Source organism: Sinomonas terrae (assembly GCF_022539255.1).
Taxonomy (GTDB): Bacteria; Actinomycetota; Actinomycetes; order Actinomycetales; family Micrococcaceae; genus Sinomonas; species Sinomonas terrae.
In genome coordinates this window covers 1,000,684-1,025,170 of record NZ_JAKZBV010000001.1, presented here as the reverse complement: position 1 = coordinate 1,025,170, position 24,487 = coordinate 1,000,684, and the positions used below count along the sequence as shown (strand labels likewise).

The 24,487-nt window shown below is 67.0% G+C and carries 15 protein-coding genes; 2 read left to right on the top strand and 13 right to left on the bottom strand.

Features of this window, described 5'->3' with window-relative positions; translation table 11 throughout:
• Positions 1-379: 379 nt before the first annotated feature.
• The 6 genes from tuf to rpoB form a co-directional block, all read right to left on the bottom strand.
• The gene (gene tuf, locus L0M17_RS04730; protein ID WP_043119403.1) at positions 380-1,570 is read right to left on the bottom strand and encodes an elongation factor Tu; all 1,191 of its coding nucleotides are present in this window, start codon (positions 1,568-1,570) and stop codon (positions 380-382) included.
• A gap of 199 nt (positions 1,571-1,769) precedes the next feature.
• Positions 1,770-3,884 carry an elongation factor G gene (gene fusA / locus L0M17_RS04725; protein WP_241051995.1) on the bottom strand — a complete coding sequence of 705 codons (2,115 nt, stop codon included), beginning with the start codon at positions 3,882-3,884 and terminating at the stop codon, positions 1,770-1,772.
• Between the two features lie 76 nt (positions 3,885-3,960).
• On the bottom strand, positions 3,961-4,431 hold the full coding sequence (gene rpsG, locus L0M17_RS04720) for a 30S ribosomal protein S7 (protein WP_043119406.1): 471 nt from the start codon (positions 4,429-4,431) through the stop codon (positions 3,961-3,963).
• Complete coding sequence (gene rpsL, locus L0M17_RS04715) at positions 4,431-4,805, bottom strand: 30S ribosomal protein S12 (RefSeq protein ID WP_043119407.1); 375 nt, start codon at positions 4,803-4,805, stop codon at positions 4,431-4,433. Before rpsL ends, rpsG begins: the two co-directional genes overlap by 1 nt.
• Before the next feature lie 520 nt (positions 4,806-5,325).
• Complete coding sequence (locus L0M17_RS04710) at positions 5,326-9,228, bottom strand: DNA-directed RNA polymerase subunit beta' (protein ID WP_241051986.1); 3,903 nt, start codon at positions 9,226-9,228, stop codon at positions 5,326-5,328.
• A gap of 55 nt (positions 9,229-9,283) precedes the next feature.
• A complete protein-coding gene (rpoB, locus tag L0M17_RS04705) occupies positions 9,284-12,784 on the bottom strand; it encodes a DNA-directed RNA polymerase subunit beta (RefSeq protein WP_241051983.1) in 3,501 nt (1,166 codons plus the stop codon).
• A 415-nt stretch (positions 12,785-13,199) separates the two neighbouring features.
• Here rpoB and L0M17_RS04700 point away from each other — a divergent pair, with 415 nt between their 5' ends.
• Both L0M17_RS04700 and L0M17_RS04695 read left to right on the top strand, forming a co-directional pair.
• Positions 13,200-14,393, top strand: a complete 1,194-nt coding sequence (locus L0M17_RS04700; RefSeq protein WP_241051980.1) for an acetyl-CoA C-acetyltransferase — start codon at positions 13,200-13,202, stop codon at positions 14,391-14,393.
• A gap of 7 nt (positions 14,394-14,400) precedes the next feature.
• Positions 14,401-14,865: an aminoacyl-tRNA deacylase gene (locus L0M17_RS04695; protein WP_241051977.1), complete on the top strand. Its 465-nt coding sequence runs from the start codon at positions 14,401-14,403 to the stop codon at positions 14,863-14,865.
• Between the two features lie 72 nt (positions 14,866-14,937).
• Here the strand turns inward: L0M17_RS04695 and rplL are convergent, their stop codons facing one another.
• From rplL to L0M17_RS04660, 7 genes are all read right to left on the bottom strand, one after another.
• Positions 14,938-15,318, bottom strand: coding sequence for a 50S ribosomal protein L7/L12 (rplL, locus tag L0M17_RS04690; RefSeq protein WP_043119411.1), 381 nt, complete (start codon positions 15,316-15,318; stop codon positions 14,938-14,940).
• A 72-nt stretch (positions 15,319-15,390) separates the two neighbouring features.
• On the bottom strand, positions 15,391-15,978 hold the full coding sequence (gene rplJ, locus L0M17_RS04685; protein ID WP_241051975.1) for a 50S ribosomal protein L10: 588 nt from the start codon (positions 15,976-15,978) through the stop codon (positions 15,391-15,393).
• 285 nt (positions 15,979-16,263) lie between these two features.
• Positions 16,264-17,502 (bottom strand): MFS transporter, encoded by a 1,239-nt coding sequence (locus L0M17_RS04680; protein WP_308196808.1) that lies wholly within the window; start codon positions 17,500-17,502, stop codon positions 16,264-16,266.
• A gap of 29 nt (positions 17,503-17,531) precedes the next feature.
• Positions 17,532-18,281: a respiratory nitrate reductase subunit gamma gene (gene narI, locus L0M17_RS04675; RefSeq protein ID WP_241051973.1), complete on the bottom strand. Its 750-nt coding sequence runs from the start codon at positions 18,279-18,281 to the stop codon at positions 17,532-17,534.
• Positions 18,281-18,949, bottom strand: a complete 669-nt coding sequence (gene narJ / locus L0M17_RS04670) for a nitrate reductase molybdenum cofactor assembly chaperone (protein ID WP_241051965.1) — start codon at positions 18,947-18,949, stop codon at positions 18,281-18,283. Before narJ ends, narI begins: the two co-directional genes overlap by 1 nt.
• Positions 18,933-20,624 (bottom strand): nitrate reductase subunit beta, encoded by a 1,692-nt coding sequence (gene narH, locus L0M17_RS04665; protein WP_241051963.1) that lies wholly within the window; start codon positions 20,622-20,624, stop codon positions 18,933-18,935. The genes narJ and narH overlap by 17 nt, the downstream gene beginning before the upstream one ends.
• 64 nt (positions 20,625-20,688) lie before the next feature.
• Entirely contained in the window at positions 20,689-24,420 is a 3,732-nt protein-coding gene (locus L0M17_RS04660) for a nitrate reductase subunit alpha (RefSeq protein ID WP_241051962.1), read from the bottom strand.
• Positions 24,421-24,487 lie beyond the last annotated feature (67 nt).

Sequence of the window (24,487 nt, the reverse complement as noted above, 5' to 3'; positions counted from 1 at the left end):
GGCGAGGCCCCGGAGGCAGAGGCGGCGGGGCGGGCGGACGGACGAAGGGAGCCTTCGGTTGGGCGACTGGTCTCGCTTGAGGTGCCTGCGGCGGGGCCTGAACCTGTACGGGCGGACCCGCTGCGGCCCGCTCGTCCCAGCCAGCACGATGCCCCTCGAAGAAGCCCACTCGGTGCCCCTCTGAGAAACCCTCACGTCGCCCGGCCTCGAAGCCCTCTGCGTAACCGGCATCGAACTCCGGAGACCTGCTTGCCATCATTCCCCCTCCGATGGTTTATCCACTCGTTGGAATAATAGGCGACAAGAAAACCCCGCCGCAATGCTGCGACGGGGTTTTCTCCGCTAAGGCCTACAACAGGCCTCCAAGATCTCGAAGAGACTACTTGATGATCTTGGTGACGCGGCCCGAGCCAACGGTGCGGCCACCCTCACGGATGGCGAAGCCGAGGCCCTCTTCCATAGCGATCGGCTGGATGAGCTGAACGGTCATCTCAGTGTTGTCGCCAGGCATGACCATCTCGGTGCCCTCAGGGAGGGTGATGACACCGGTCACGTCCGTGGTGCGGAAGTAGAACTGCGGGCGGTAGTTCGAGTAGAACGGGTTGTGACGCCCACCCTCGTCCTTGGAGAGGATGTAGACGTTCGCCTCGAAGTCGGTGTGCGGGGTGATCGAACCCGGCTTGACGACGACCTGACCGCGCTCGACATCCTCGCGCTTGATGCCGCGGAGCAGAAGGCCACAGTTCTCGCCGGCCCACGCCTCGTCGAGCTGCTTGTGGAACATCTCGATACCCGTCACCGTGGTCTTCTGGATCGGGCGGATGCCGACGATCTCAACCTCGGAGTTCAGGGCGAGGGTTCCACGCTCGGCGCGGCCCGTAACGACGGTGCCACGACCGGTGATCGTGAAGACGTCCTCGATCGGCATGAGGAACGGCTTGTCGCGGTCACGAACCGGGTCCGGAACGTTCTCGTCGACAGCGTCCATGAGGTCCTCGACGGACTTGACCCACTTGGGATCGCCCTCGAGAGCCTTGAGGCCCGAGACGCGGATCACCGGGGCGTTGTCGCCGTCGAAGCCCTGCGAGGACAGGAGCTCGCGGACCTCCATCTCGACGAGGTCAAGAAGCTCCTCGTCGTCGACCATGTCGGCCTTGTTCAGCGCAACCAGGAGGTAGGGAACGCCGACCTGGCGGGCGAGCAGAACGTGCTCGCGAGTCTGGGCCATCGGACCGTCGGTCGCGGCGACCACGAGGATCGCGCCGTCCATCTGAGCCGCACCGGTGATCATGTTCTTGATGTAGTCGGCGTGGCCCGGAGCATCGACGTGAGCGTAGTGACGCTTCTCCGTCTGGTACTCGATGTGGGCGATGTTGATGGTGATGCCGCGCTGGCGCTCCTCAGGAGCCGCGTCGATCGACGAGAAGTCGCGCTTCTCGTTCAGGTCCGGGTACTTGTCGGCAAGCACCTTGGAAATGGCAGCGGTCAACGTGGTCTTACCGTGGTCGACGTGACCGATGGTGCCAATGTTGACGTGCGGCTTAGTCCGCTCGAACTTTGCCTTCGCCACTGGTTCCTCCTATGAAGGTTTCTTAAGAAGACTGCCTCCAGCCGCGCTTGTCGCAACTGAAACTCTGGCAAGTCTACTGGGGGGCTGTTTCTTTCGTAAAATTCGCGGGGCGTTCAGCCCCACGGTGTGGTGACCCGCCGCCGTCGCCCGTTCTCGGGACGAATCCCGAGCGGACGACGGCGCGGGGCACCTTCCAGAACTACTCGCCGCGCGACTTCTGGATGATCTCTTCGGCGACAGCCTTCGGGACCTCGGCGTAGCTGTCGAACTGCATCGAGTAGACAGCGCGGCCCTGGGTCCGGGAGCGCAGGTCGCCGATGTAGCCGAACATCTCGGACAGCGGGACGAGCGCGCGGATCACCTTGACGCCCACCGCATCCTCCATGGCCTGGATCTGGCCACGGCGGGAGTTGAGGTCGCCGATGACATCGCCCATGTAGTCCTCAGGCGTGCGGACCTCGACTGCCATGAGCGGCTCGAGGAGAACAGGGTTAGCGCGGCGAGCGCCTTCCTTGAAGACCTGGGAACCGGCGATCTTGAACGCCATTTCCGAGGAGTCGACGTCGTGGTAGGCACCGTCGGTGAGGGACGCCTTCACGCCGACCATCGGATAGCCGGCCAGGATGCCGAACTGCATGGCGTCCTGGATGCCCGCGTCCACCGAAGGGATGTACTCGCGCGGGACGCGACCACCCGTGACGGCATTCACGAACTCGTAGAACGTGCCCTCGGCCGTGTCGAGCGGCTCGAACGTGACCTGCACCTTCGCGAACTGGCCGGATCCGCCAGTCTGCTTCTTGTGCGTGAAGTCGACCTTCTCGACCTTCTTCTTGATGGTCTCGCGGTACGCGACCTGCGGCTTGCCCACGTTGGCCTCGACCTTGAACTCGCGGCGCATGCGGTCCACCAGGATGTCCAGGTGGAGCTCGCCCATGCCGCCGATCTCGGTCTGACCGGTCTCCTCGTTGAGGGAGACGGTGAACGTCGGATCCTCAGCGGAGAGCTTCTGGATGGCGGTCGAGAGCTTCTCCTGGTCGCCCTTCGTCTTCGGCTCGATGGCAACGAAGATGACCGGCTCCGGGAACGTCATCGACTCGAGGACGATCGGGTTGCTGATGTCGCACAGCGTGTCGCCCGTCGTCGTGTCCTTGAGGCCGATGACGGCGTAGATGTGGCCAGCGTGGAGCTCGTCTACCGGGTTCTCCTTGTTGGCGTGCATCTGGAAGAGCTTGCCGAGGCGCTCCTTCTTGCCCTTCGTCGAGTTCAGCACCTGCATGCCGGACGTAGCCTTGCCCGAGTACACGCGGATGAAGTTGAGCTGACCGAAGAACGGGTGGGCAGCGATCTTGAACGCGAGAGCCGAGAACGGCTCCGTCTCGCTCGGCTTGCGGTTCAGCTCGACCGACTCGTCCTTCGGATCGTGGCCGATCATCGGCGGCACGTCGAGGGGCGAGGGGAGGTAGTCGATGACCGCGTCGAGCATCGGCTGGACGCCGCGGTTCTTGAACGCGGAGCCACAGAAGACCGGGTAGATCTCGGAGTTGACGGTGAGCTTGCGCACGCCCTCCTTGAGCTCCTCGACCGTGAGCTCTTCGCCCTCGAGGTACTTCTCCATGAGTTCCTCGGACGCCTCGGCGACGGTCTCGACGAGCTGGTGGCGGTACTCCTCAGCGCGCTCCTTGAGGTCCGCGGGGACCTCCTGGGTCTCATAGGCAGCACCCATGGTCACGTCGCCCTTGGCGTCGCCAGGCCAAACGAGGGCCTTCATGGTGAGCAGGTCGACGACACCGACGAAGTCGTTCTCAGAACCGATCGGAAGCTGCATGACGAGCGGCTTCGCACCAAGGCGCTTCACGATCGTGTCGACGGTGAAGTAGAAGTCGGCGCCCAGCTTGTCCATCTTGTTGACGAAGCAGATGCGGGGCACGTCGTACTTGTCGGCCTGGCGCCAGACGGTCTCGGACTGCGGCTCGACGCCCTCCTTGCCGTCGAAGACGGCGACGGCGCCGTCGAGCACGCGCAGGGAGCGCTCGACCTCAACCGTGAAGTCCACGTGACCGGGGGTGTCGATGATGTTGATCTGGTTCTGGTTCCAGAAGCAGGTGACAGCGGCGGACGTGATCGTGATGCCGCGCTCCTTCTCCTGCTCCATCCAGTCGGTCGTCGAAGCACCGTCGTGCGTCTCGCCGATCTTGTGGTTCACGCCCGTGTAGAAGAGGATCCGCTCGGTCGTGGTGGTCTTGCCGGCATCGATGTGCGCCATGATGCCGATATTGCGGACCTTGCTGAGGTCGGTAAGCACGTCGAGTGCCACGGTGTCTCCCTATGTTTCCCTTTGTAGGCTGCGCATTCGCCGCCGGCCCTCGTGAGGCCGGCGGCGAATCAGGCTCTTACCAGCGGTAGTGCGCGAAGGCCTTGTTCGACTCGGCCATCTTGTGCGTGTCCTCGCGGCGCTTGACCGCGGCACCGAGACCGTTCGAGGCGTCCAGAAGCTCGTTCTGGAGGCGCTCGGTCATGGTCTTCTCACGGCGGGCCTTCGAGTAGCCGACGAGCCAGCGAAGGGCGAGCGCCGTAGCGCGGCCCGGCTTGACCTCGACAGGAACCTGGTAGGTCGCGCCACCGACGCGGCGGGACTTGACCTCGAGGGTCGGACGGACGTTGTCCATCGCCTTCTTGAGCGTCGCAACCGGATCGCCGCCGGTCTTCTGGCGGGCGCCCTCGAGGGCACCGTAGACAATGCGCTCAGCCGTGGACTTCTTGCCGTCGACGAGCACCTTGTTGATGAGCTGAGTGACGAGCGGCGAGCCGTAGACCGGGTCGACGACGAGCGGGCGCTTCGGGGCAGGACCCTTGCGAGGCATTACTTCTTCTCCTTCTTCGCGCCGTAGCGGCTGCGGGCCTGCTGACGGTTCTTGACGCCCTGCGTATCGAGCGCACCGCGGACGATCTTGTAGCGCACACCCGGGAGGTCCTTCACGCGGCCGCCGCGGACGAGCACGATCGAGTGCTCCTGCAGGTTGTGGCCGACGCCGGGGATGTACGCCGTGACCTCAACGCCACCGTTGAGGCGGACACGGGCCACCTTGCGGAGGGCCGAGTTCGGCTTCTTCGGGGTGGTCGTGTACACACGGGTGCACACGCCACGGCGCATCGGGCTGCCCTTGAGGGCAGGAGCCTTGGTCTTGGAGACCTTCGGCGTGCGGCCCTTGCGGACCAACTGCTGAATAGTAGGCACTTTCGTGTTCTCCGTACTTCGTTGAACTTCGCCCGGACAGGCTTGCCCGGGATGCCGGGCCTGCCTCAAGAGCATTTGACGGTCGATTCCACACTCGCTGCGGTGTGTTCGACCGTAGGCGTGCGAAAGTGTGGCATTTGTTGCGCATCAACCCCGCAACCCGGAAACAGGCTTCCTCCGCGCGTCAACACGGCGGCCATCATCCTCTGCCACACAGAAACAATCGTAGAAATCTTAGCACGAGCCGAAGGCAGCTCCCTAAACGAGGGTTGCGCCGTCACGTCTGCAGGGTCTTCACCCTGCAGACGTGACGGCGCGACGTGAAGCGTCCGCGGGGGCGACGGGAGAGGGAGACGACGGTGCGGCCAATCGGGAAGCGGCCGCGCGGGCGACGGGAAGCGGTCGCGCGGGCGACGAGAGACGACCGCGCGGCCGGCGCCCCCGAAGGGATGCCGACCGCGCGTGGTTCGCTACGCCGTCGTCCGCTGCCCTACTGGGGCAGCGACTCGGGACCTTGACGTCAGCGGTAGTCGCCGCCGCCGAGGTCGTAGTCGTCGAGCGGAATCGCGTGGAACTCCTGGACGCCATCGCCGTTCAGCGGATCGTAGGCGAAGTCGCTGAACGCGCTCGGACCGGTGAAGAGCGTCGCCTTGGCCTCCTCGGTCGGCTCGACCGCGACCTCGGTGTACCGAGGCAGGCCGGTGCCGGCCGGGATGAGCTTACCGATGATGACGTTCTCCTTGAGGCCGAGCAGCGGATCGCTCTTCGCTTCCATTGCCGCCTGCGTGAGGACGCGGGTCGTCTCTTGGAAGGACGCCGCCGAGAGCCAGGACTCCGTGGCGAGCGACGCCTTGGTGATGCCCATGAGCTCGGGACGGCCCGAGGCCGGCTTCTTGCCCTCGGACACAACGCGGCGGTTCTCGTCACGGTAGCGACGCGACTCGGCGAGCTCGCCCGGAAGCAGATCCGTGTCACCGGACTCGATGACCGTGACGCGGCGCAGCATCTGCCGGACGATGACCTCCACGTGCTTGTCGTGGATGCCGATGCCCTGCGAGCGGTAAACGCCCTGGACCTCGTCGACAAGGAACTTCTGCGCCTCGCGCGGGCCCTGGATACGCAGGACCTGCTTCGGGTCGACCGGGCCGTTGACGAGCTTCTGCCCGACCTCGACGTGCTGGCCTTCCTCGACGAGCAGACGCGCACGGCGGGAGACCGGGTAGGCGATCTCCTCGGTGCCGTCGTCCGGGGTGAGGACGATGCGCAGCTGCTTCTCCGTGTCCTCGATCGAGACACGGCCCGCCGCCTCGGAGATCGGGGCGACACCCTTCGGGGTACGCGCCTCGAAGAGCTCCTGGATACGGGGAAGGCCCTGCGTGATGTCCTCGCTGCCGGACGCCGAGACGGCGCCACCGGTGTGGAAGGTACGCATGGTCAGCTGCGTGCCGGGCTCACCGATCGACTGGGCGGCGATGATGCCGACCGCCTCGCCGATGTCGACGAGCTTGCCGCTCGCGAGCGAACGGCCGTAGCACTTCGCGCAGGTGCCGACAGCCGACTCGCAGGTCAGGACCGAACGGACGCGGAGCTCGGTGATGCCCGCCTCGACGAGGCGGTTGATGAGCACATCGCCCAGATCCGCGCCGCCCTCGGCGAGCACGTTGCCCTCGGAGTCGACGACGTCGACTGCGAGCGTACGCGTGTACACCGTGTTCTCGACGTTCTCGTCACGGACGAGCTCGCCGTTGTGATCCGGGATCGCGATCGGGACCATGAGGCCGCGCTCGGTGCCACAGTCCTCCTCGCGCACGATGACGTCCTGCGACACATCGACGAGACGACGCGTGAGGTAGCCCGAGTTGGCCGTACGGAGAGCCGTATCGGCGAGGCCCTTTCGCGCACCGTGCGTGGCGATGAAGTACTCGAGCACCGACAGGCCCTCACGGTACGAGGACTTGATCGGGCGCGGGATGATCTCGCCCTTCGGGTTGGCCACGAGGCCACGGATACCGGCGATCTGGCGGACCTGCATCCAGTTACCACGAGCACCGGAGGAGACCATTCGGTTGATGGTGTTCATCTTCGGCATGGACTCGCGCATGACGGCCGCGATCTCGGTGGTCGCCTTGTCCCAGATCTCGATGAGCTCGGAGCGGCGCTCCTCGTCGTCGATCAGACCCTTGTCGTACTGACTCTGGATCTTCGCTGCACGATCCTCGTAACCCGCCAGGATGGCCGGCTTGGCCTCGGGCACCGCGATGTCCGAAATGGCCACTGTGACGCCCGAACGGGTCGCCCAGTAGAAGCCCGCATCCTTGAGGTTGTCGAGGGTCGCCGCGACGACGACCTTCGGGTAGCGCTCCGCAAGGTCGTTGACGATCTTCGAGAGCTGGCCCTTGTCCGCCACCGACTCGACCCACGGGTAGTCCGCAGGAAGCGTGTCGTTGAAGATCACCTGGCCGAGCGACGTCTCGACGAGCGCCGGCTCGCCGGGCTCCCAGCCCTCAGGGGCCGAGCGCTCGGCCGAAGGCACAAAGCCCTCGAGCCGGATCTTCACCTGTGCGTTGAGGTGAAGCTCGCGGTTGTCGTACGCCATGACGGCCTCGGACACCGAGGAGAACACGCGGCCCTCGCCAGCTGCCGCCTCACGCTTGGTGGTGAGGTGGTAGAGGCCGATGATCATGTCCTGCGACGGCAGGGTCACCGGACGGCCGTCCGACGGCTTCAGGATGTTGTTCGAGGACAGCATCAGGATGCGGGCCTCGGCCTGGGCCTCCGGGCTCAGCGGCAGGTGCACAGCCATCTGGTCGCCGTCGAAGTCGGCGTTGAACGCCGCACACACGAGCGGGTGGAGCTGGATGGCCTTGCCCTCGACGAGCTGCGGCTCGAACGCCTGGATGCCGAGGCGGTGGAGGGTAGGTGCGCGGTTGAGCAGCACCGGGTGCTCCGTGATGATCTCCTCGAGCACGTCCCAGACCTGCGGCCGGTAGCGCTCGACCATCCGCTTGGCGCTCTTGATGTTCTGCGCGTGGTTGAGGTCCACGAGCCGCTTCATGACGAAGGGCTTGAAGAGCTCGAGCGCCATCTGCTTCGGCAGACCGCACTGGTGCAGCTTGAGCTGCGGGCCGACGACGATGACCGAACGGCCCGAGTAGTCGACGCGCTTGCCGAGCAGGTTCTGGCGGAACCGGCCCTGCTTGCCCTTGAGCATGTCGGAGAGCGACTTCAGCGGACGGTTGCCGGGGCCCGTGACCGGGCGGCCACGACGGCCGTTGTCGAAGAGCGAGTCGACGGCTTCCTGAAGCATGCGCTTCTCGTTGTTCACGATGATCTCGGGCGCGCCGAGGTCAAGGAGCCGCTTGAGGCGGTTGTTGCGGTTGATCACGCGACGGTACAGGTCGTTCAGGTCGGAGGTCGCGAAGCGGCCACCGTCGAGCTGGACCATCGGGCGCAGCTCCGGCGGGATCACCGGGACGGCGTCGAGGACCATGCCCTGCGGCTTGTTGTCCGTCGTGAGGAACGCGCTGACGACCTTGAGGCGCTTGAGCGCGCGGGTCTTGCGCTGGCCCTTGCCGTTCTGGATGATCTCGCGAAGCAGGTCGGCCTCAGCCTCGAGATCGAAGGACTCGAGGCGCTTCTGGATCGCCTCGGCGCCCATCGAGCCCTCGAAGTACATGCCGTAGCGGTCGCGGAGCTCGCGGTAGAGCGCCTCGTCGCCCTCGAGGTCTGCGACCTTGAGGTTCTTGAAGCGGTCCCACACGGCCTCGAGACGCTCGATGTCGGCGTCCGCGCGCTTGCGGATGGTCGCCATCGTCTTGTCGGCGGAGTCGCGGGCCTTCTTCTTGTCGGCAGCCTTCGCACCCTCGGCCTCGAGGCGAGCAAGGTCCTCCTCAAGGTCGCGGGCGACGGCGGCGATGTCCGAGTCGCGTGCGTCGACGAGCTGCTTCTTCTCGAGGTCGTGCTCGGCCTGGAGGTTCGGCAGCTGGTCGTGGCGACGCTCTTCGTCGACGCTCGTGATCATGTACGCGGCGAAGTAGATGACCTTCTCGAGGTCCTTCGGGGCGAGGTCGAGCAGGTAGCCCAGACGCGACGGGACGCCCTTGAAGTACCAGATGTGGGTCACGGGAGCGGCAAGCTCGATGTGCCCCATGCGCTCGCGGCGGACCTTGGCCCGGGTGACCTCGACGCCACACCGCTCGCAGATGATGCCCTTGAAGCGCACGCGCTTGTACTTGCCGCAGTAGCACTCCCAGTCACGGGACGGGCCGAAGATCTTCTCGCAGAAGAGTCCGTCCTTCTCGGGCTTGAGGGTGCGGTAGTTGATGGTTTCCGGCTTCTTGACCTCGCCGTGCGACCAGTTGCGGATGTCATCCGCGGTGGCGAGGCCGATCTGCATGAGGCCGAAGGAGGATTCGCTGGACAATATGGTCCCTGTTCTCTCGTTCTCTAAGTCGTTCGTAACGCCGATGCCTGAAGGACTAGACCTCTTCGACCGAGCTGGGCTCGTCGCGGGAGAGGTCGATGCCCAGTTCCTCCGCGGCGGTGAACACCGCGTCGTCGGAGTCGCGCATCTCGATCGTCTGGCCGTCGGCGGAGAGGACCTCCACGTTCAGGCACAGGGACTGCATTTCCTTGATGAGGACCTTGAAGGACTCGGGGACGCCCGGCTCGGGGATGTTCTCGCCCTTGACGATTGCCTCGTAGACCTTCACACGTCCGTGGATGTCGTCGGACTTGATGGTGAGGAGCTCCTGGAGCGTGTACGCCGCGCCATAGGCCTCGAGCGCCCACACCTCCATCTCGCCGAAGCGCTGGCCGCCGAACTGCGCCTTACCACCGAGCGGCTGCTGGGTGATCATCGAGTACGGGCCGGTCGACCGAGCGTGGATCTTGTCGTCGACGAGGTGGTGGAGCTTCAGGATGTACATGTAGCCCACGGAGATCGGGTCCGGGAACGGCTCGCCGGAGCGGCCGTCGAACAGCCGGGCCTTGCCCGAGGAGTCGATGAGCCGGTCGCCGTCACGCGTGACGTTCGTCGAGTCGAGCAGACCGGAGATCTCCTCCTCGCGCGCGCCGTCGAACACGGGCGTCGCGAGCTTCTGGTTCGGGCCGGTCTCCCGGGGGAGCTTCGGCAGGTTCTGGACCCACTCCGGCTCGCCCTCGATCTTCCAGCCGGTCTTCGCGACCCAGCCGAGGTGCGTCTCGAGGACCTGGCCGACGTTCATACGGCCCGGCACGCCGAGCGGGTTGAGAACGACGTCGACGGGGGTTCCGTCGGCGAGGAACGGCATGTCCTCCACGGGCAGGATCTTGGAGATGACGCCCTTGTTGCCGTGACGGCCGGCGAGCTTGTCACCGTCGGTGATCTTGCGCTTGGCGGCCACGTAGACGCGGACCAGCTGGTTCACGCCCGGGGGCAGCTCGTCGTCGTTGTCGCGGTCGAAGACGCGCACCCCGATGACCGTGCCGGACTCGCCGTGCGGGACCTTGAGGGACGTGTCGCGGACCTCGCGGGACTTCTCGCCGAAGATCGCACGGAGCAGGCGCTCCTCGGGCGTCAGCTCGGTCTCGCCCTTAGGCGTGACCTTGCCGACGAGGATGTCGCCGGCCTCGACCTCGGCGCCGATGTGGATGATGCCGCGCTCGTCGAGCTGCGCGAGGACCTCCTCGGAGACATTCGGGATGTCACGGGTGATCTCCTCGGCACCGAGCTTCGTGTCGCGGGCATCGATCTCGTGCTCCTCGATGTGGATCGAGGAGAGAACGTCCTCGGCCACGAGTCGCTGCGAGAGGATGATCGCGTCCTCGAAGTTGTGGCCCTCCCACGACATGAACGCGACGAGGAGGTTGCGGCCGAGCGCGAGCTCGCCCTGGTCCGTCGCCGGGCCGTCGGCGATGATGCCGCCGCGCTCAAGGCGCTCGCCCTCGTTCACGAGCACCCGGTGGTTGTAGCAGTTGCCCTGGTTCGAGCGGTCGAACTTGCCGATGCGGTAGTTCGTCTCCGTGCCGTCGTCGTTGAGGACGACGACGAGGTCCGCCGAGACCTCGGAGACGACGCCCGCCTTCGCCGCCACGACGACGTCGCCCGCGTCAACCGCCGCCGAGCGCTCCATGCCGGTGCCGACGAACGGCGCCTCGGAACGGACGAGCGGGACGGCCTGACGCTGCATGTTCGCGCCCATGAGGGCTCGGTTCGCGTCGTCGTGCTCGAGGAACGGGATGAGGGCCGTCGCGACCGACACCATCTGGCGCGGGGAGACGTCCATGAACTCGACCTCGTCGGCCGGGATCAGGACGGGCTCGCCGCCGCCACCACGCTGACGGACGAGGACCATGTCCTCGGCGAAGCTGCCGTCCTCGTTCAGGGGCGAGTTCGCCTGGGCGATCTGGACCTCGGCCTCGTCGTCGGCCGTGAGGTACTCGACCTCGTCCGAGACGACGCCGTTGGTCACCTTGCGGTACGGGGTCTCGATGAAGCCGAACGGGTTGATGCGGCCGTACGAGGCCAGCGAACCGATGAGGCCGATGTTCGGACCTTCAGGGGTCTCGATCGGGCACATGCGGCCGTAGTGCGACGGGTGGACGTCACGGACCTCCATGCCGGCACGGTCGCGCGAGAGACCGCCCGGACCGAGCGCCGAGAGGCGGCGCTTGTGGGTGAGGCCCGAGAGCGGGTTGTTCTGGTCCATGAACTGCGAGAGCTGGGACGTTCCGAAGAACTCCTTGATCGCAGCCACGACCGGGCGGATGTTGATGAGGGTCTGCGGCGTGATCGCCTCGACGTCCTGCGTCGTCATGCGCTCGCGCACCACGCGCTCCATGCGGGAGAGGCCCGTGCGGACCTGGTTCTCGATGAGCTCGCCGACGGCGCGGATGCGGCGGTTGCCGAAGTGATCGATGTCGTCGACCTCGACGCGCACCTCAACCGGCTGGCCATCGCGGACGCCCGGGATGGTCTTCTGGCCGGCGTGGAGGGCGACCAGGAACTTGATCATCGCGACGATGTCCTCGATGTGGAGGACGGAAGCTTCGCGGTCGGAGAGCGGGCGGTCGACGCCGAGCTTCCGGTTGATCTTGTACCGGCCGACCTTCGCGAGGTCGTAGCGCTTCGGGTTGAAGTAGAGGTTGTCGAGCAGCGACTGGGCAGCCTCGACCGTGGGCGGCTCGCCCGGACGGAGCTTGCGGTAGATGTCGAGGAGCGCGTCTTCCTTGGTCTCCGTCGTGTCCTTCTCGAGCGTTGCACGCATCGAGTCGTATTCGCCGAATTCCTCGAGGATCTGGCCCTCGGACCAGCCGAGCGCCTTGAGCAGGACGGTCACGGACTGCTTGCGCTTGCGGTCGAGGCGGACGCCGACCTGATCGCGCTTGTCGATCTCGAGCTCGAACCAGGCACCCCGCGACGGGATGATCTTCGCGGTGAAGATGTCCTTGTCGCTCGTCTTGTCCGCGGCGCGCTCGAAGTAGGCGCCGGGAGAACGGACGAGCTGCGAGACGACGACGCGCTCGGTGCCGTTCACGACGAACGTGCCCTTGTCGGTCATGAGCGGGAAGTCGCCCATGAACACGGTCTGCTGCTTGATCTCGCCCGTGTTGTTGTTCATGAACTCGGCCTTGACGTACAGCGGGGCCGAGTAGGTGGCGTCGCGCTCCTTGCACTCCTCCATCGTGTACTTCGGGTCCGCGAACTCAGGGTCGGAGAAGCTCAGGGACATGGTGCCCTGGAAGTCTTCGATCGGGGAGATTTCCTCGAAGATGTCGGAGAGGCCGGACGTCGTCGCGACGCTCGCGTCGCCTTCTTCCGCGGCCTTCGCCACGCGAGCCTGCCAGCGCTCGTTCCCGACGAGCCAGTCGAAGGACTCGGTCTGGAGGGCCAGGAGGTTGGGGACGTCGAGGGGCTCGTGGATTTTCGCGAATGAGAGCCGGTTGCGTGCGCCGTCCGTGTTAGCGGTTTGGTTGTCAGAGGTGCTCGAGGCGACCAAGAGGGATCCTTCCACAGACCTTCAGGATTGTCCGCACCCTCCCCCAACCGTGCAGCTGCCCAGCAACTCTTCTGTTGGATGGACGGCCGCCCACGAGCCCACCGCTATATGAAGGCTGGAGGTCAGAAAGGGAGAACGCAAAGATCTATCATAGCCGTTATGAGCGCGCGTGTCTAGCGCACATCTCGAGCGGGGTCAAGTGCCCTTCTTTGGGCTCCTGAGGGGTCTCCGCGAGGATCCTGCCGCACACACTGTACACCCGGCCCCGCCCTCCGCACCGCCGCTTCATCGGCGGTAGCCTGAAGTCAGCATGGCCCGCCCTGAACCGGGCGCGGCCTGCGCTGAATCCAGCGTGGCCCACGGCCACGCGCGCTCCGACTCCCGGAGCAGGCACGACGACGTGACAGGAGATGCCATGAGCAGCGGCACCGACGAAGTGGTCATCCTTTCCGCAGCCCGCACCCCGTTCGGCAGGCTCAATGGGCAGCTTGTGGGGCTCACCGCCGTCGACCTCGGCGCGCACGCCATCACGGCGGCGCTCGCCAAGAGCGGTGTCGGCCCCGAGGCAGTCGACGCAGTCATCATGGGCCAGGTCCTCCAGGCCGGGGCCGGCCAGAATCCCGCGCGCCAGAGCGCGATCGCGGCTGGCATCGGCTGGAACGTCCCGTGCGTGACCATCAATAAGGTGTGCCTTTCGGGACTCACCGCGGTGATCGACGCGGCCCGCATGATCCGCGCGGACGACGCGACCGTCGTCGTCGCCGGCGGCCAGGAGTCGATGAGCCGGGCCCCGCACGTGCTGCCCGGCTCCCGGCAGGGCTGGATGTACGGCACCGTCTCGGCGCTCGACGTCGCCGCCCACGACGGGCTGACGGATGCCTTCGACGGGCAGTCGATGGGGCTCTCGACGGAAAGCCGGAACCTCACGCTCGGCATCGACCGCAAGTCGCAGGACGAGGTCGCCGCGGCGTCCCACCAGCGCGCCGCGGCCGCGCAGGAATCGGGCGTGTTCGACGACGAGATCGCGCCCCTGACGGTCAAGCAGCGCAAGGGAGCGCCGGTCAGGCTCACCGCCGACGAAGGCATCCGCCCCGGCACGACCCTCGAGACGCTCTCGCCCCTCAAGCCGGCCTTTGCCTCCGACGGCACGATCACGGCCGGCAACTCGTCACCGCTCTCCGACGGCGCCGCGGCCCTCGTCGTCACGAGCCGCGCCTACGCGGAAGAGCACGGGCTCCGGTGGCTCGCCGTCGTCGGCAAGCCGGGGCAGGTGGCCGGGCCCGACAACTCGCTGCACTCCCAGCCGGCCAACGCGATCGCGAACGCCCTCTCGCGCGCAGGCTGGACCACCGAGGACCTCGACTTCATCGAAATCAACGAGGCGTTCGGATCCGTGGCCGTGCAGTCGCTCAAAGAGCTCAAGTACCCGCTCGAGAAGACGAACATCCACGGCGGGGCGATAGCGCTGGGGCACCCCATCGGCGCCTCCGGAGCCCGGCTCGCCGGGCACGCCGCCCTCGAACTCGCACGACGTGGCGAGGGCCGGTCCGCGGTCTCCCTGTGCGGCGGCGGCGGGCAGGGCGAAGCGCTTCTTCTCTACGGGGACTGAGTCAGCTGTGGGCGGCCACGAGCGCTTTGTGGACGACGCCGCGGCGCGCGGCCTGCGCGTCGAGCTCGCCGACCGCGGGCGGGCGAAGAGCCTCGAGGAGGCGGCGTCGAACCTCGGGATCGAGCCGCGGGAGATCGTGAAGACTCTCGTCGTCCGGCACCCGGACGGGAGCTTCCTCTTCGCCCTCATTCCGGGCGATCGGCAGATCTCGTGGCCCAAGCTGCGCCGGCTCCTGGGCGTCAACCGGCTCTCGATGCCGCCCGCCGACGTCGCCTTCGACGCGACGGGCTACGAGCGCGGCACGATCACGCCCGTCGGATCGACGACGGCGTGGCCGGTGTTCGCGGACGAGAGCATCTCGGGGCGGATCTCCCTCGGGGCCGGAGAGCATGGGCGCAGCGCCTTCGTGGACGCGGCACAGCTCTTCGGGTCCTTGGACGCGACGGTCGCGGACATCAGCGAGCCGCTCTGATCCGATGCCAAAGACGAGAAGGGCCCCCGGTTCCACATGGGAACCGGGGGCCCTTCGGGCAAGCGTGAGAGCTTACTTGAGGGTGACGGTAGCGCCAGCGGCCTCGAGGACCTCCTTGGCCTTCTCCGCCGTCTCCTTGTTGGCGCCCTCGAGGACGGCCTTGGGAGCGCCGTCGACGAGGTCCTTGGCCTCCTTGAGGCCGAGCGACGTGAGGCTGCGGACCTCCTTGATGACCGCGATCTTCTTGTCGCCAGCAGCCTCGAGGATGACGTCGAAGGAATCCTTCTCCTCCTCAGCAGCAGCCTCGGCACCGCCACCGGCGGGGCCGGCAACGGCCACGGCAGCAGCGGTGACCTCGAAGACCTCCTCGAACTTCTTCACGAACTCGGAGAGCTCGATGATGGTGAGCTCCTTGAAGGCCTCGATCAGCTCGTCCTGGGTGAGCTTCGCCATAGTTGGCGTCCTTTCATTCTGTGGCGCGGCCGGGACAGTCCCTCGGCGCGCCGAGTGTGTGGGTAGTTGAGATCAGCTCTCGACAGCTGCCTCGGCGGCCTCAGGGGCCTCCTCAGCAGCGGCTTCGGCAGGGGCCTCGGCGGCCGGAGCCTCGGAAGCAGCGGCCGGAGCGCCGCCCTCTTCCTCGAGCTTGATGCGCAGGGCATCGACGACGCGCGCGACGGCGGACATGGGCGCCTTGAGGACGCCGGCGACCCGTGCGAGCTGCAGTTCGCGGGACTCCAGGGCGGCCAGAGCGGCCACCTCGTTCGCATCGAGCGACTTGCCCTCGAAGTAGCCGGTCTTGATGACCAGCTGCTTGTTCTCCTTGGCAAAGTCGGTCAGGCTCTTGGCGGCCGCAACGGCGTCACCCTTGATGAACGCGATCGCGGTCGGTCCGGCAAGCTGGCCGTCGAACGCGTCGACGCCGGCCTCCTTCGCAGCGATGGCGGTCAGGGAGTTCTTCACGACCGAGAACTTGCTGTCCTGGCCGAGCGCACGACGCAGCTTCTTGAGCTGGGCGACAGAGAGCCCACGGTATTCGGTCAGGACTGCGGCTGCCGACTCCTGGAAATCCTTCGTGATCTCCTCGACAGCTGCCACCTTGGCAGGCGTTGCCATAACCCTCCTTCCGGGGAAACTAGGCCGATACTCGGTCCCGGAACAACAGACGCCCCGCGCAGATGCACGGGGCGTGGAGGGCCGACCGGGAAAACCCGGCCGTAGCTTTCGCTCGTTCACCTGCGCAGGCCGCCCCTGTTCCGGGGACCTTAGGCTGGTTGCGCGGGCAGATGCACACGACAATCAGCGACCGGCGGTCTTTGGTCCTTCAAGCGTACGGGATGCGGCACCTGTGGGACAAATTGGGCGCCCTGGCCTAAAACTGGGCGGCCTAGCCTACCAACGTCAGACGGCGTTCGGCGCCGCTCGCCCCTTCGCCCGCCGTCGTGTGCGCCCCATGACGAGGGCGAGGACGAGGGCCACAAGAGCAGTCGCCACGAGCAGCAGAAGGCCTATGGCATAGCTGTGCTCCGCCGCGTTGTACGTCGCGCCCATGATGAGCGGGGGGACGTATCCCCCGAGTCCGCCGGCCGCACTGACAACGCCGGTGACGGCTCCGACCATGCCCGGCGGTGCCTGCTGGCCGACCCACCCGAACACGCCGCCGGTGCCGAGCCCGAGCGCAGCCGCCATGGCGACGAAGGTCAGGCCGGTCGGGATCTCAGGCGCGGGCTGAAGGTTGACCACGAAGGCGAGCACGGCCACCCCGACGAGGGAGACCGCCACCACGGTCCGCGGCCCGATGCGGTCGGCGATGATCCCGCCGATAGGCCGCGCGATGACGGCGGCGAGGGCGAAGCCCGCGGTCCGAGTGCCGGCGGCCGTGAGGTCGAAGCTGTAGATGTCGCGAAGATACGTGGGAAGGTACGTGCTGAAAGAGACGAAGCCGCCGAACACGACAGCGTAGAGGAAGCACAGTTCCCACGTCACCGGAAGTCTCGCCGCCTGGACGAGCTTGCCGAAGACGCCTGAGCGAACAGGGGTCCACGCGGGCGATTCCCTCATGCCGAAGAGCACGAGCGCGGCCGTCGCGAGCAGGAGCGCTGCGATGAGCACGTGGGTGGGCCAGTATCCGATCCATTGGACGAGGCGCGGTGTGAGGAAGGCCGAGAGCGCCGTGCCGCCCATGCCCATGCCGAACACGCCCGTCGCGAACCCGCGGCGTTCTGCGGGGTACCACGCGGAAGAGAACGGGATACCCGCCGTGAACACCGTTCCCGCCACACCGAGGAAGAAACCGAAGAGGATCATGAGCGGGAACGAGTGCAGGCTCCCGGCCAGGGCAACGAGCACCACGAGCGGTGCCGTGGCGACGAGCACGACGGCGAGGATGCGCCTCCCGCCGAAGCGATCCGTGAGCACCCCTACCGGCACCCGCCCGATGGCCCCGACCAGCACCGGCATGGCGACGAGGGCGCCGGTCTGCCCCGGGTTGAGGCCCATCTCCTGCGCGTAGCGAGTGCCCAGAGGCGCGATGACGGTCCAGCCCCAGAAGCCGATGACCGACGCGACGGTCGCGAGGGTCAGGTTCCACGCGGCGCCCTGCAGCGCCTGCGGGCGGATTCGCTCAGATTCGGCGCTCACGGTTCCTCCTCACAGACGACGACGGCGGGTCAGCGGTCCCTGTCGCTCGTTCCGATGCGCTCCCATCCACGCCGCGACGGGCGCGCCCCGGGGGTTGGGCCGGCATCCCGGGAGCGGTAGACGATGTAGGGCCGGAAGAGGTAGTGGAACGGCGCGGTGAGCGCGTGAACGAGCCGCGTGAACGGCCACAGGGCAAAGAGGGCCATGCCCACGAGCGTGTGCCACTTGAACTCGTCAGGGGCGGCCGACATCGCGGCGATGTTGGGCTGGAAGACGAACAGGGAGCGGAACCAGGGGCTCACGGACTCGCGGTAGTCGAACGCGGTGGAGGTGGGCTGGGTGACGCTCACGAGAGTGGTGAGGACACCGAGTGCGATCGCACCGACGAGGAAGATGTACATCGCCTTGTCGTTGCGCGTGGTCGCCATGAACACGGGGCCGGTACGGCGCCGGCGGTAGATCAGCAGCACGATGCCGACGAGTGTGCAGATCCCGGCGATGAGGCCGACTGAGAGCGCGAGGGCGTGGTACAGGGTCTCGCTCATGCCGATGGCCTGTGTCCAGGACTTCGGAATGACGAGGCCCACGAAATGCCCTGCGATGACGAACACGAGTCCGAAGTGGAACAGCGGCGAAGCGATGCGCAGCAGCCGCGACTCGTAGAGCTGGGACGACCGCGTTGTCCAGCCGAACTTGTCGTAGCGGTAGCGCCAGATGCTGCCGCCCACGAGGATCAGGACCATGAGGTACGGGGCCACGCCCCAGAGCAGAACGTCCATCAGCGCGTTCCCTTCACTGGAGCGGGGTGGGGCGGGGAGATTTCGGAGAGCGGCAGCAGCTTCGGGTCGAACGCCTCCAGACCGACCTGCTCGCGCGGGGGGCCAGCGAGCGCCATCGCCTCGGCACGGCTCGTCGGGGACGGACCGGGCAGCGAGCCGCAGACGGCCTCGAGCACCGGGGAGTAGATCGAGGAGTCCGCGGCGAGCTCGAGGCGCAGGAGCTCTAGGCTTGCCCGGTACTCGAGGAGCAGAGAGCGTCCGACGGCGGGGTCCACTCTCGAGGTGAACTCCAGCACGAGCGGGAGGAAGTCCGGCAGCTCTCCCCCGAGGTTCACGACCCAGCCGCAGTCGCGGTAGCGCTGCTTGAACGTCGCGAGAGTCTGCCCTCGGCGGCGGGTGTCGCCGTCGGTCCAGTAGGAGAGGTGCAAGGCGTGACGGCGGGAGAGGTCGAACGTCTCGACGTACCGCGCGCAGGAGGTCTCGCCGTCGTCGGCCATGAGCTGTGCCGCGGTGGTCTCGAGGAGCCGCGGCAGCGGGCCCGGATGTTCGGCGAGGGCCGCCCGGACGGAGGGCAGGCGGTCCCGAACCCGCTCGTCGGGGTAGTCGAGCAGCACCGCCGCTGCCGCATACACCACCCGCTCGCGGAGGTCGTCAGCCCGCCGCGCCATCGGCCTTCTCCTCCTTGGCCGGGAACATTCCCGGGGGCACGCCCTTGCCGTCCCAGTTGAGCAGATTCACGCGGCCGTGGAGGGAGCCGGGCTGGACCATCTCGTCGGTGGTCTGGCGCTGCCGGAGCGCGTAGTACGTCTCGACGGCAACGGGCATCGGCTTGCCGCTCGCCTCCCCGAAGGAATCGGACGGGTACATGCCGGGGCCGTCCTCGAAGTCGAGGGAGCATCCCATCTCCTCGAGGTTGTGGGCCTGTTCCACGTGGGCCTTCGGGATGACGTAGCGCTCGTTGTACTTGGCGATCGCCATGAGCCGGTACATCTCGCGCACCGACTGGCCGTCCATCCCGACGGCCTCGGCGATCGACTCGTCAGAGCCCGTCCCGAGGGAGATCCCGCGCATGTACGAACGCATTGCGGCGAGCCGGCGCAGCACGCCCTCCACGATGCCGGTGTCGCCCGCCGTGAACAGCTCGGCGAGGTAGTCGGTCGGGATGCGGAGCGCATCGATCGCGCCGAACAGGGTTCCGGCGTCCTCGGCGTCATGCCCCTGACTGCTCAGGAGGTCGACGATCGGCGAGAGCGGCGGCACGTACCAGACCATCGGCATGGTGCGGTATTCGGGGTGCAGCGGGAGGGCGACCTGATACACCTTGGCGAGCTTGTACACGGGCGAACGACGCGCTGCCTCGAGCCAGTCCTCAGGGATGCCATCCCTTCGTGCGGCGGCGACGACGGCCGGATCGTGGGGGTCGAGCATAAGGTCGAGCTGGGCCCTGTAGAGATCCTTGGGGTCCGGGGTCGAGGCTGCCTCGGTGACGGCGTCGACGTCGTACAGGAAGATCCCTAGGTACCGCAGCCGCCCCACGCACGTCTCCGAGCACACGGTGGGCAGACCGATCTCGACCCGCGGATAGCAGAACGTGCACTTCTCTGCCTTGCCGCTCTTGTGGTTGAAGTACATCTTCTTGTACGGGCATCCCGTGATGCACTGGCGCCAGCCGCGGCACCGGTCCTGGTCGACTAGCACGATCCCGTCCTCGGAGCGTTTGTAGATCGCGCCCGAGGGACACGAGGCCATGCAGGACGGGTTGAGGCAGTGCTCGCAGATCCGGGGAAGGTGGAACATGAACGTCTGGTCGTACTCGAAGCGGATTTTCTGCTCCGCCTCGCTGCGATGCTCGGCCCGGAGCTTCTCGACGATCGGGTCCAGCTCAGCCGCCTGAGGCCCACCGCCGAGGCTGTCGTCCCAGTTCGCGCTCCACGTGACCTTCGTGTCCTCGCCAGTGATGAGTGACTTCGGCCGGGCGACCGGGAAGTCGTCCCCGAGGGGCGCGTCGATGAGGTTCTTGTAGTCGTAGGTCCACGGCTCGTAGTAATCCTCGAGCTCCGGCTGGACGGGGCTCGCGAAGATCCCGAGGAGCTTCTTGACCCGGCCGCCGCCCTTGAGGCGCAGGCGGCCGCGCTTGGTCAGCTCCCAGCCTCCGCGCCAGCGTTCCTGATCCTCGTACCGGCGCGGATAGCCCTGCCCCGGCCGAGTCTCCACATTGTTGAACCAGACGTATTCAGTGCCGGCCCGGTTGGTCCACGCCTGTTTGCACGTCACCGAGCACGTGTGGCACCCGATGCACTTGTCGAGGTTCATCACCATGCCGACCTGGGCCATGACTCTCATTGATGCCCTCCCTTTGCTGGGATCGCCATACAAGCCGGGGTTCCGGTGAGCGAAAGGCTGCTCATCAGTACTGCACCTCCTGGCTCCGCTTCCGAATGGTGCTGACCATGTCCCGCTGGTTTCCTGTCGGGCCGAGGTAGTTGAAGGCGTACGCGAGGTGCGCGTATCCGCCGATGAGGTGGGTCGGCTTGACCAGGAGCCGGGTCGGCGAGTTGTGGATGCCGCCGCGGCGCCCCGTCGTCTCTGACTTGGGCACATCGATCGTGCGCTCCTGAACGTGGTAGACGAACACGACGCCGGGAGGCATGCGGTGGCTGATGATTGCCCGGCCCACGAACACGCCGTTGGCGTTGACGCATTCGATCCACTCGTTGTCCTGCACCCCGATCGCGGCGGCGTCCTCGGCGCTCATCCAGCACGTGGGGCCGCCGCGGGAGAGCGAGAGCATGAACAGGTTGTCCTGGTACTCGGAGTGGATGGACCACTTGCTGTGCGGGGTGAGGTAGCGGACCGTGACCTCCATGCCGTTCGTCCCGAGCCGCGGCTCGCCGAAGAGCCTGTGCATGTCGAGCGGCGGGCGGTAGAGCGGAAGGGCCTCGCCCAGATCGCGCATCCAGTCGTGGTCCAGGAAGAAGTGCATGCGGCCCGTGAGGGTGTGCCAGGGCTTGAGCCGTTCGACGTTGATCGTGAAGGGCGCATAGCGACGACCGCCGGTCTCGGAGCCGGACCATTCGGGGGAAGTGATGACCGGGACGGGGGCGGCCTGGGTGTCGGCGAAGCGAATCCGCTTCTCCTCCGAGCCCTCTGCCAGATCGCCCAGCCTCCGGCCCGTGCGGCGCTCGAGCTGGTGGAAGCCCTGGACCGCGAGCTCGCCGTTGGTCGTTCCGGAGAACGCGAGGATTGCCTCCGCAAGCTTCGCGTCCGTGTCGATCGCCGGGAGGCCCGACGCGGCACCGTGGGACATGACGCCGTTCGATTCCGCGAGCTTCTGCAGCGTGCCCGAGAGCTCGAACGTGACGTGCTTCGTGGTGAAGCCCTTCTCCCAGGCGAGCGGGCCGATGGCCGCCAGCTTCTCCGCGACCGCGGTGTAGTCCCGCTCGACGACCGTGAATCCCGGCATGGTCACGCCGGGGATCGGCTCCACTTCGCCGTTGCGCCAGTCGCGGACGACGCCGCCGGGCTGTGCGAGCTGCGACGGCGTGTCGTGCTGCATGGGTACCGCCACGATGTCGCGGCGCACACCGAGGTGGGTCCGCGCTAGGCGGGAGAGCTCCTCCGCGAGGAGATGGAAGGTCTCGAAATCGGTCTTGGTCTCCCAGGGCGGGTCGATCGCGGGGCTGAACGCATGCACGTAGGGATGCATGTCCGTGGAGGAGAGGTCGTGCTTCTCGTACCAGGTGGCCGCGGGGAACACGACGTCGGAGAGCAGGGTCGTGGAAGTCATGCGGAAGTCGGCGGAGACGAGGAGGTCGAGCTTGCCCTCGAGCATCTCATCCCGCCACACGATCTCGCGGGGTCTCGGCATCTGCGATTCGGCCGCGTTGCCCTGCACGCCGTGCAGCGTGCCCAGGAGGTTCTTGAGGAAGTACTCGTCGCCCTTGGCAGAGGAGCCGAGCAGGTTCGAGCGCCACAGTACGAGCGTTCGCGGCCAGTTCTCCGGCGCGTCCACGTCCTCGATGGACGAGTGAAGGCTCCCGTCCCGGAGCCTGCCGACGATGTAGTCCGACTCGGAGTTGGCTGTCCCAGCCTCGACTGCCGTCCGGGCCTCGTCCGCGAGGTCGAGCGGGCTCCGATCGAACTGGGGGTAGAACGGCATCCAGCCGAGGCGCTCCGACTTGGCGATCGCGTCGGCGGTGTGCAGGCCCTCGAGTCTGCCGTCGGCGAGCGGCGAGGCGAGGTCCGAGGCCGAGTAGCCGTCGTTGCGCCACTGGCCCGTGTGCATGTACCAGTACGAGGTTCCCGGGACCGTTCGCGGGGGCCTGCTCCAGTCGAGGGCGTTCGCGAGCGAGGACCAGCCGTTGAGCGGGCGTGTCTTCTCCTGACCGACGTAGTGCGCCCAGCCGCCGCCATTCCGGCCCATGCAGCCCGTGAGCATGAGGAGCGCGAGGACGGCTCGGTAGGTGACGTCGCCGTGGAACCACTGGCAGATGCCGGCGCCCATGATCACCATCGACCGCCCGCCGGACTGCTCCGCGTTCCGCGCGAACTCCCGCGCGATCCGGATGCACTGTTCGGCGGGCACCGAGCTGATGCCCTCCTGCCAGGCGGGAGTGTAGGGCGACGCGGCGTCGTCGTACCCGGAGGGCCACTCCCCCGGGAGGCCGGGACGGGCAACGCCGTACTGGGCCATGAGCAGGTCGAAGACCGTGGTGACCCGCTGCCCGGCGACCGTGCGCACCGGCACGCCGCGCCGCAGCACGGACCCCGAGCCGTCCGGCGCCTCGAAGCACGGGAGGAGGACTTCGGCGACGTCCGACGACGCGCTGCCGCCGACGTCGTCGGCCGCGGACAGGACGGGCTCGACGCCCTCGAGGTCGAGATTCCAGCGTCCCTCGCCGCTCGCGCTGTAGCGGAAGCCGATCGACCCGTTCGGTACGACAGGCTGGCCACTCGCCGAGTCGAGGAGCACGGTCTTCCAGGCAGCGTCCTCCGCGGACGCGTGCTCGGGCAGGTCCGCGGCCATGAGGAACTTCCCGGGCACCAGTCCCGCCCCGTCCGGCGAGGGGACGAGGGTGACGAGGAACGGCAGGTCGGTGTACTGCTTGACGAAGTCCGTGAAGAAGGGCACCCGCCGCTCGGCGTAGAACTCCTTGAGCATCACATGGCCCATGGCCATCGCGAGCGCGGCATCGGTGCCGGCCTGCGCTGCGACCCATTCATCGGCGAACTTGGTGTTGTCCGCGTAGTCGGGGCTGACCGCGACCACCTTGGTGCCCCGGTAGCGGACCTCCGTCATCCAGTGCGCGTCCGGGGTCCGGGTCACGGGGACGTTGGAGCCCCACATGACGAGGTAGGTGGAATCCCACCAGTCGCCCGATTCGGGCACGTCCGTCTGGTCCCCGAAGACCTGCGGGCTGGCTACGGGCAGATCGGCGTACCAGTCGTAGAAGCTCGTCATGACGCCGCCGATGAGATGGATGAACCGGGTGCCGATGCAGTGGCTCACGATCGACATGGCAGGAATCGGCGAGAACCCTGTGCAGCGGTCGGGCCCGTACGTCTTGATGGTGTGGACGTGGGCCGCCGCGGCAATCTCGACGGCCTCCGTCCAATTGGCGCGGACAAGGCCGCCCTTGCCGCGCGCCCTCTGGTAGCGCCGTCGCCGCTCCGGGTCCCCGACGATGTCGGCCCACGCCAGAACCGGGTCCTTGAGGCGCGCCTTCGCCTCGCGGTACATCTCAAGCAGCACCCCCCGTACGTAGGGGTAGCGCACCCGAGTCGGCGAGTAGGTGTACCAGGAGAACGCCGCTCCGCGCGGGCAGCCCCGTGGTTCGTACTCCGGCCTGTCAGGCCCAACGGACGGGTAGTCGGTCTGCTGGGACTCCCACGTGATGATCCCGTCCTTGACGTAGACCTTCCACGAGCACGAGCCCGTGCAGTTGACGCCGTGAGTGGAGCGGACGACCTTGTCGTGACTCCATCGATCGCGGTAGAAGACGTCGCCCGCGCGGCCTCCCTCACGGAACACCGCGCGGCCGTCGTCGGTCTCTTCCCAACGGTTGAAGAACCTTCCGACGGCGAGCATCGCGTCGGAAGCTGGGCCATCTGTGCCTGGGCGAAGCGGTCCGGCTGCCATGGGGGTCAGCCTAGGAAGGGCTGGACGGAACCGGAAGGGTCCAAGGACCGATCAGCGAAAACTAATA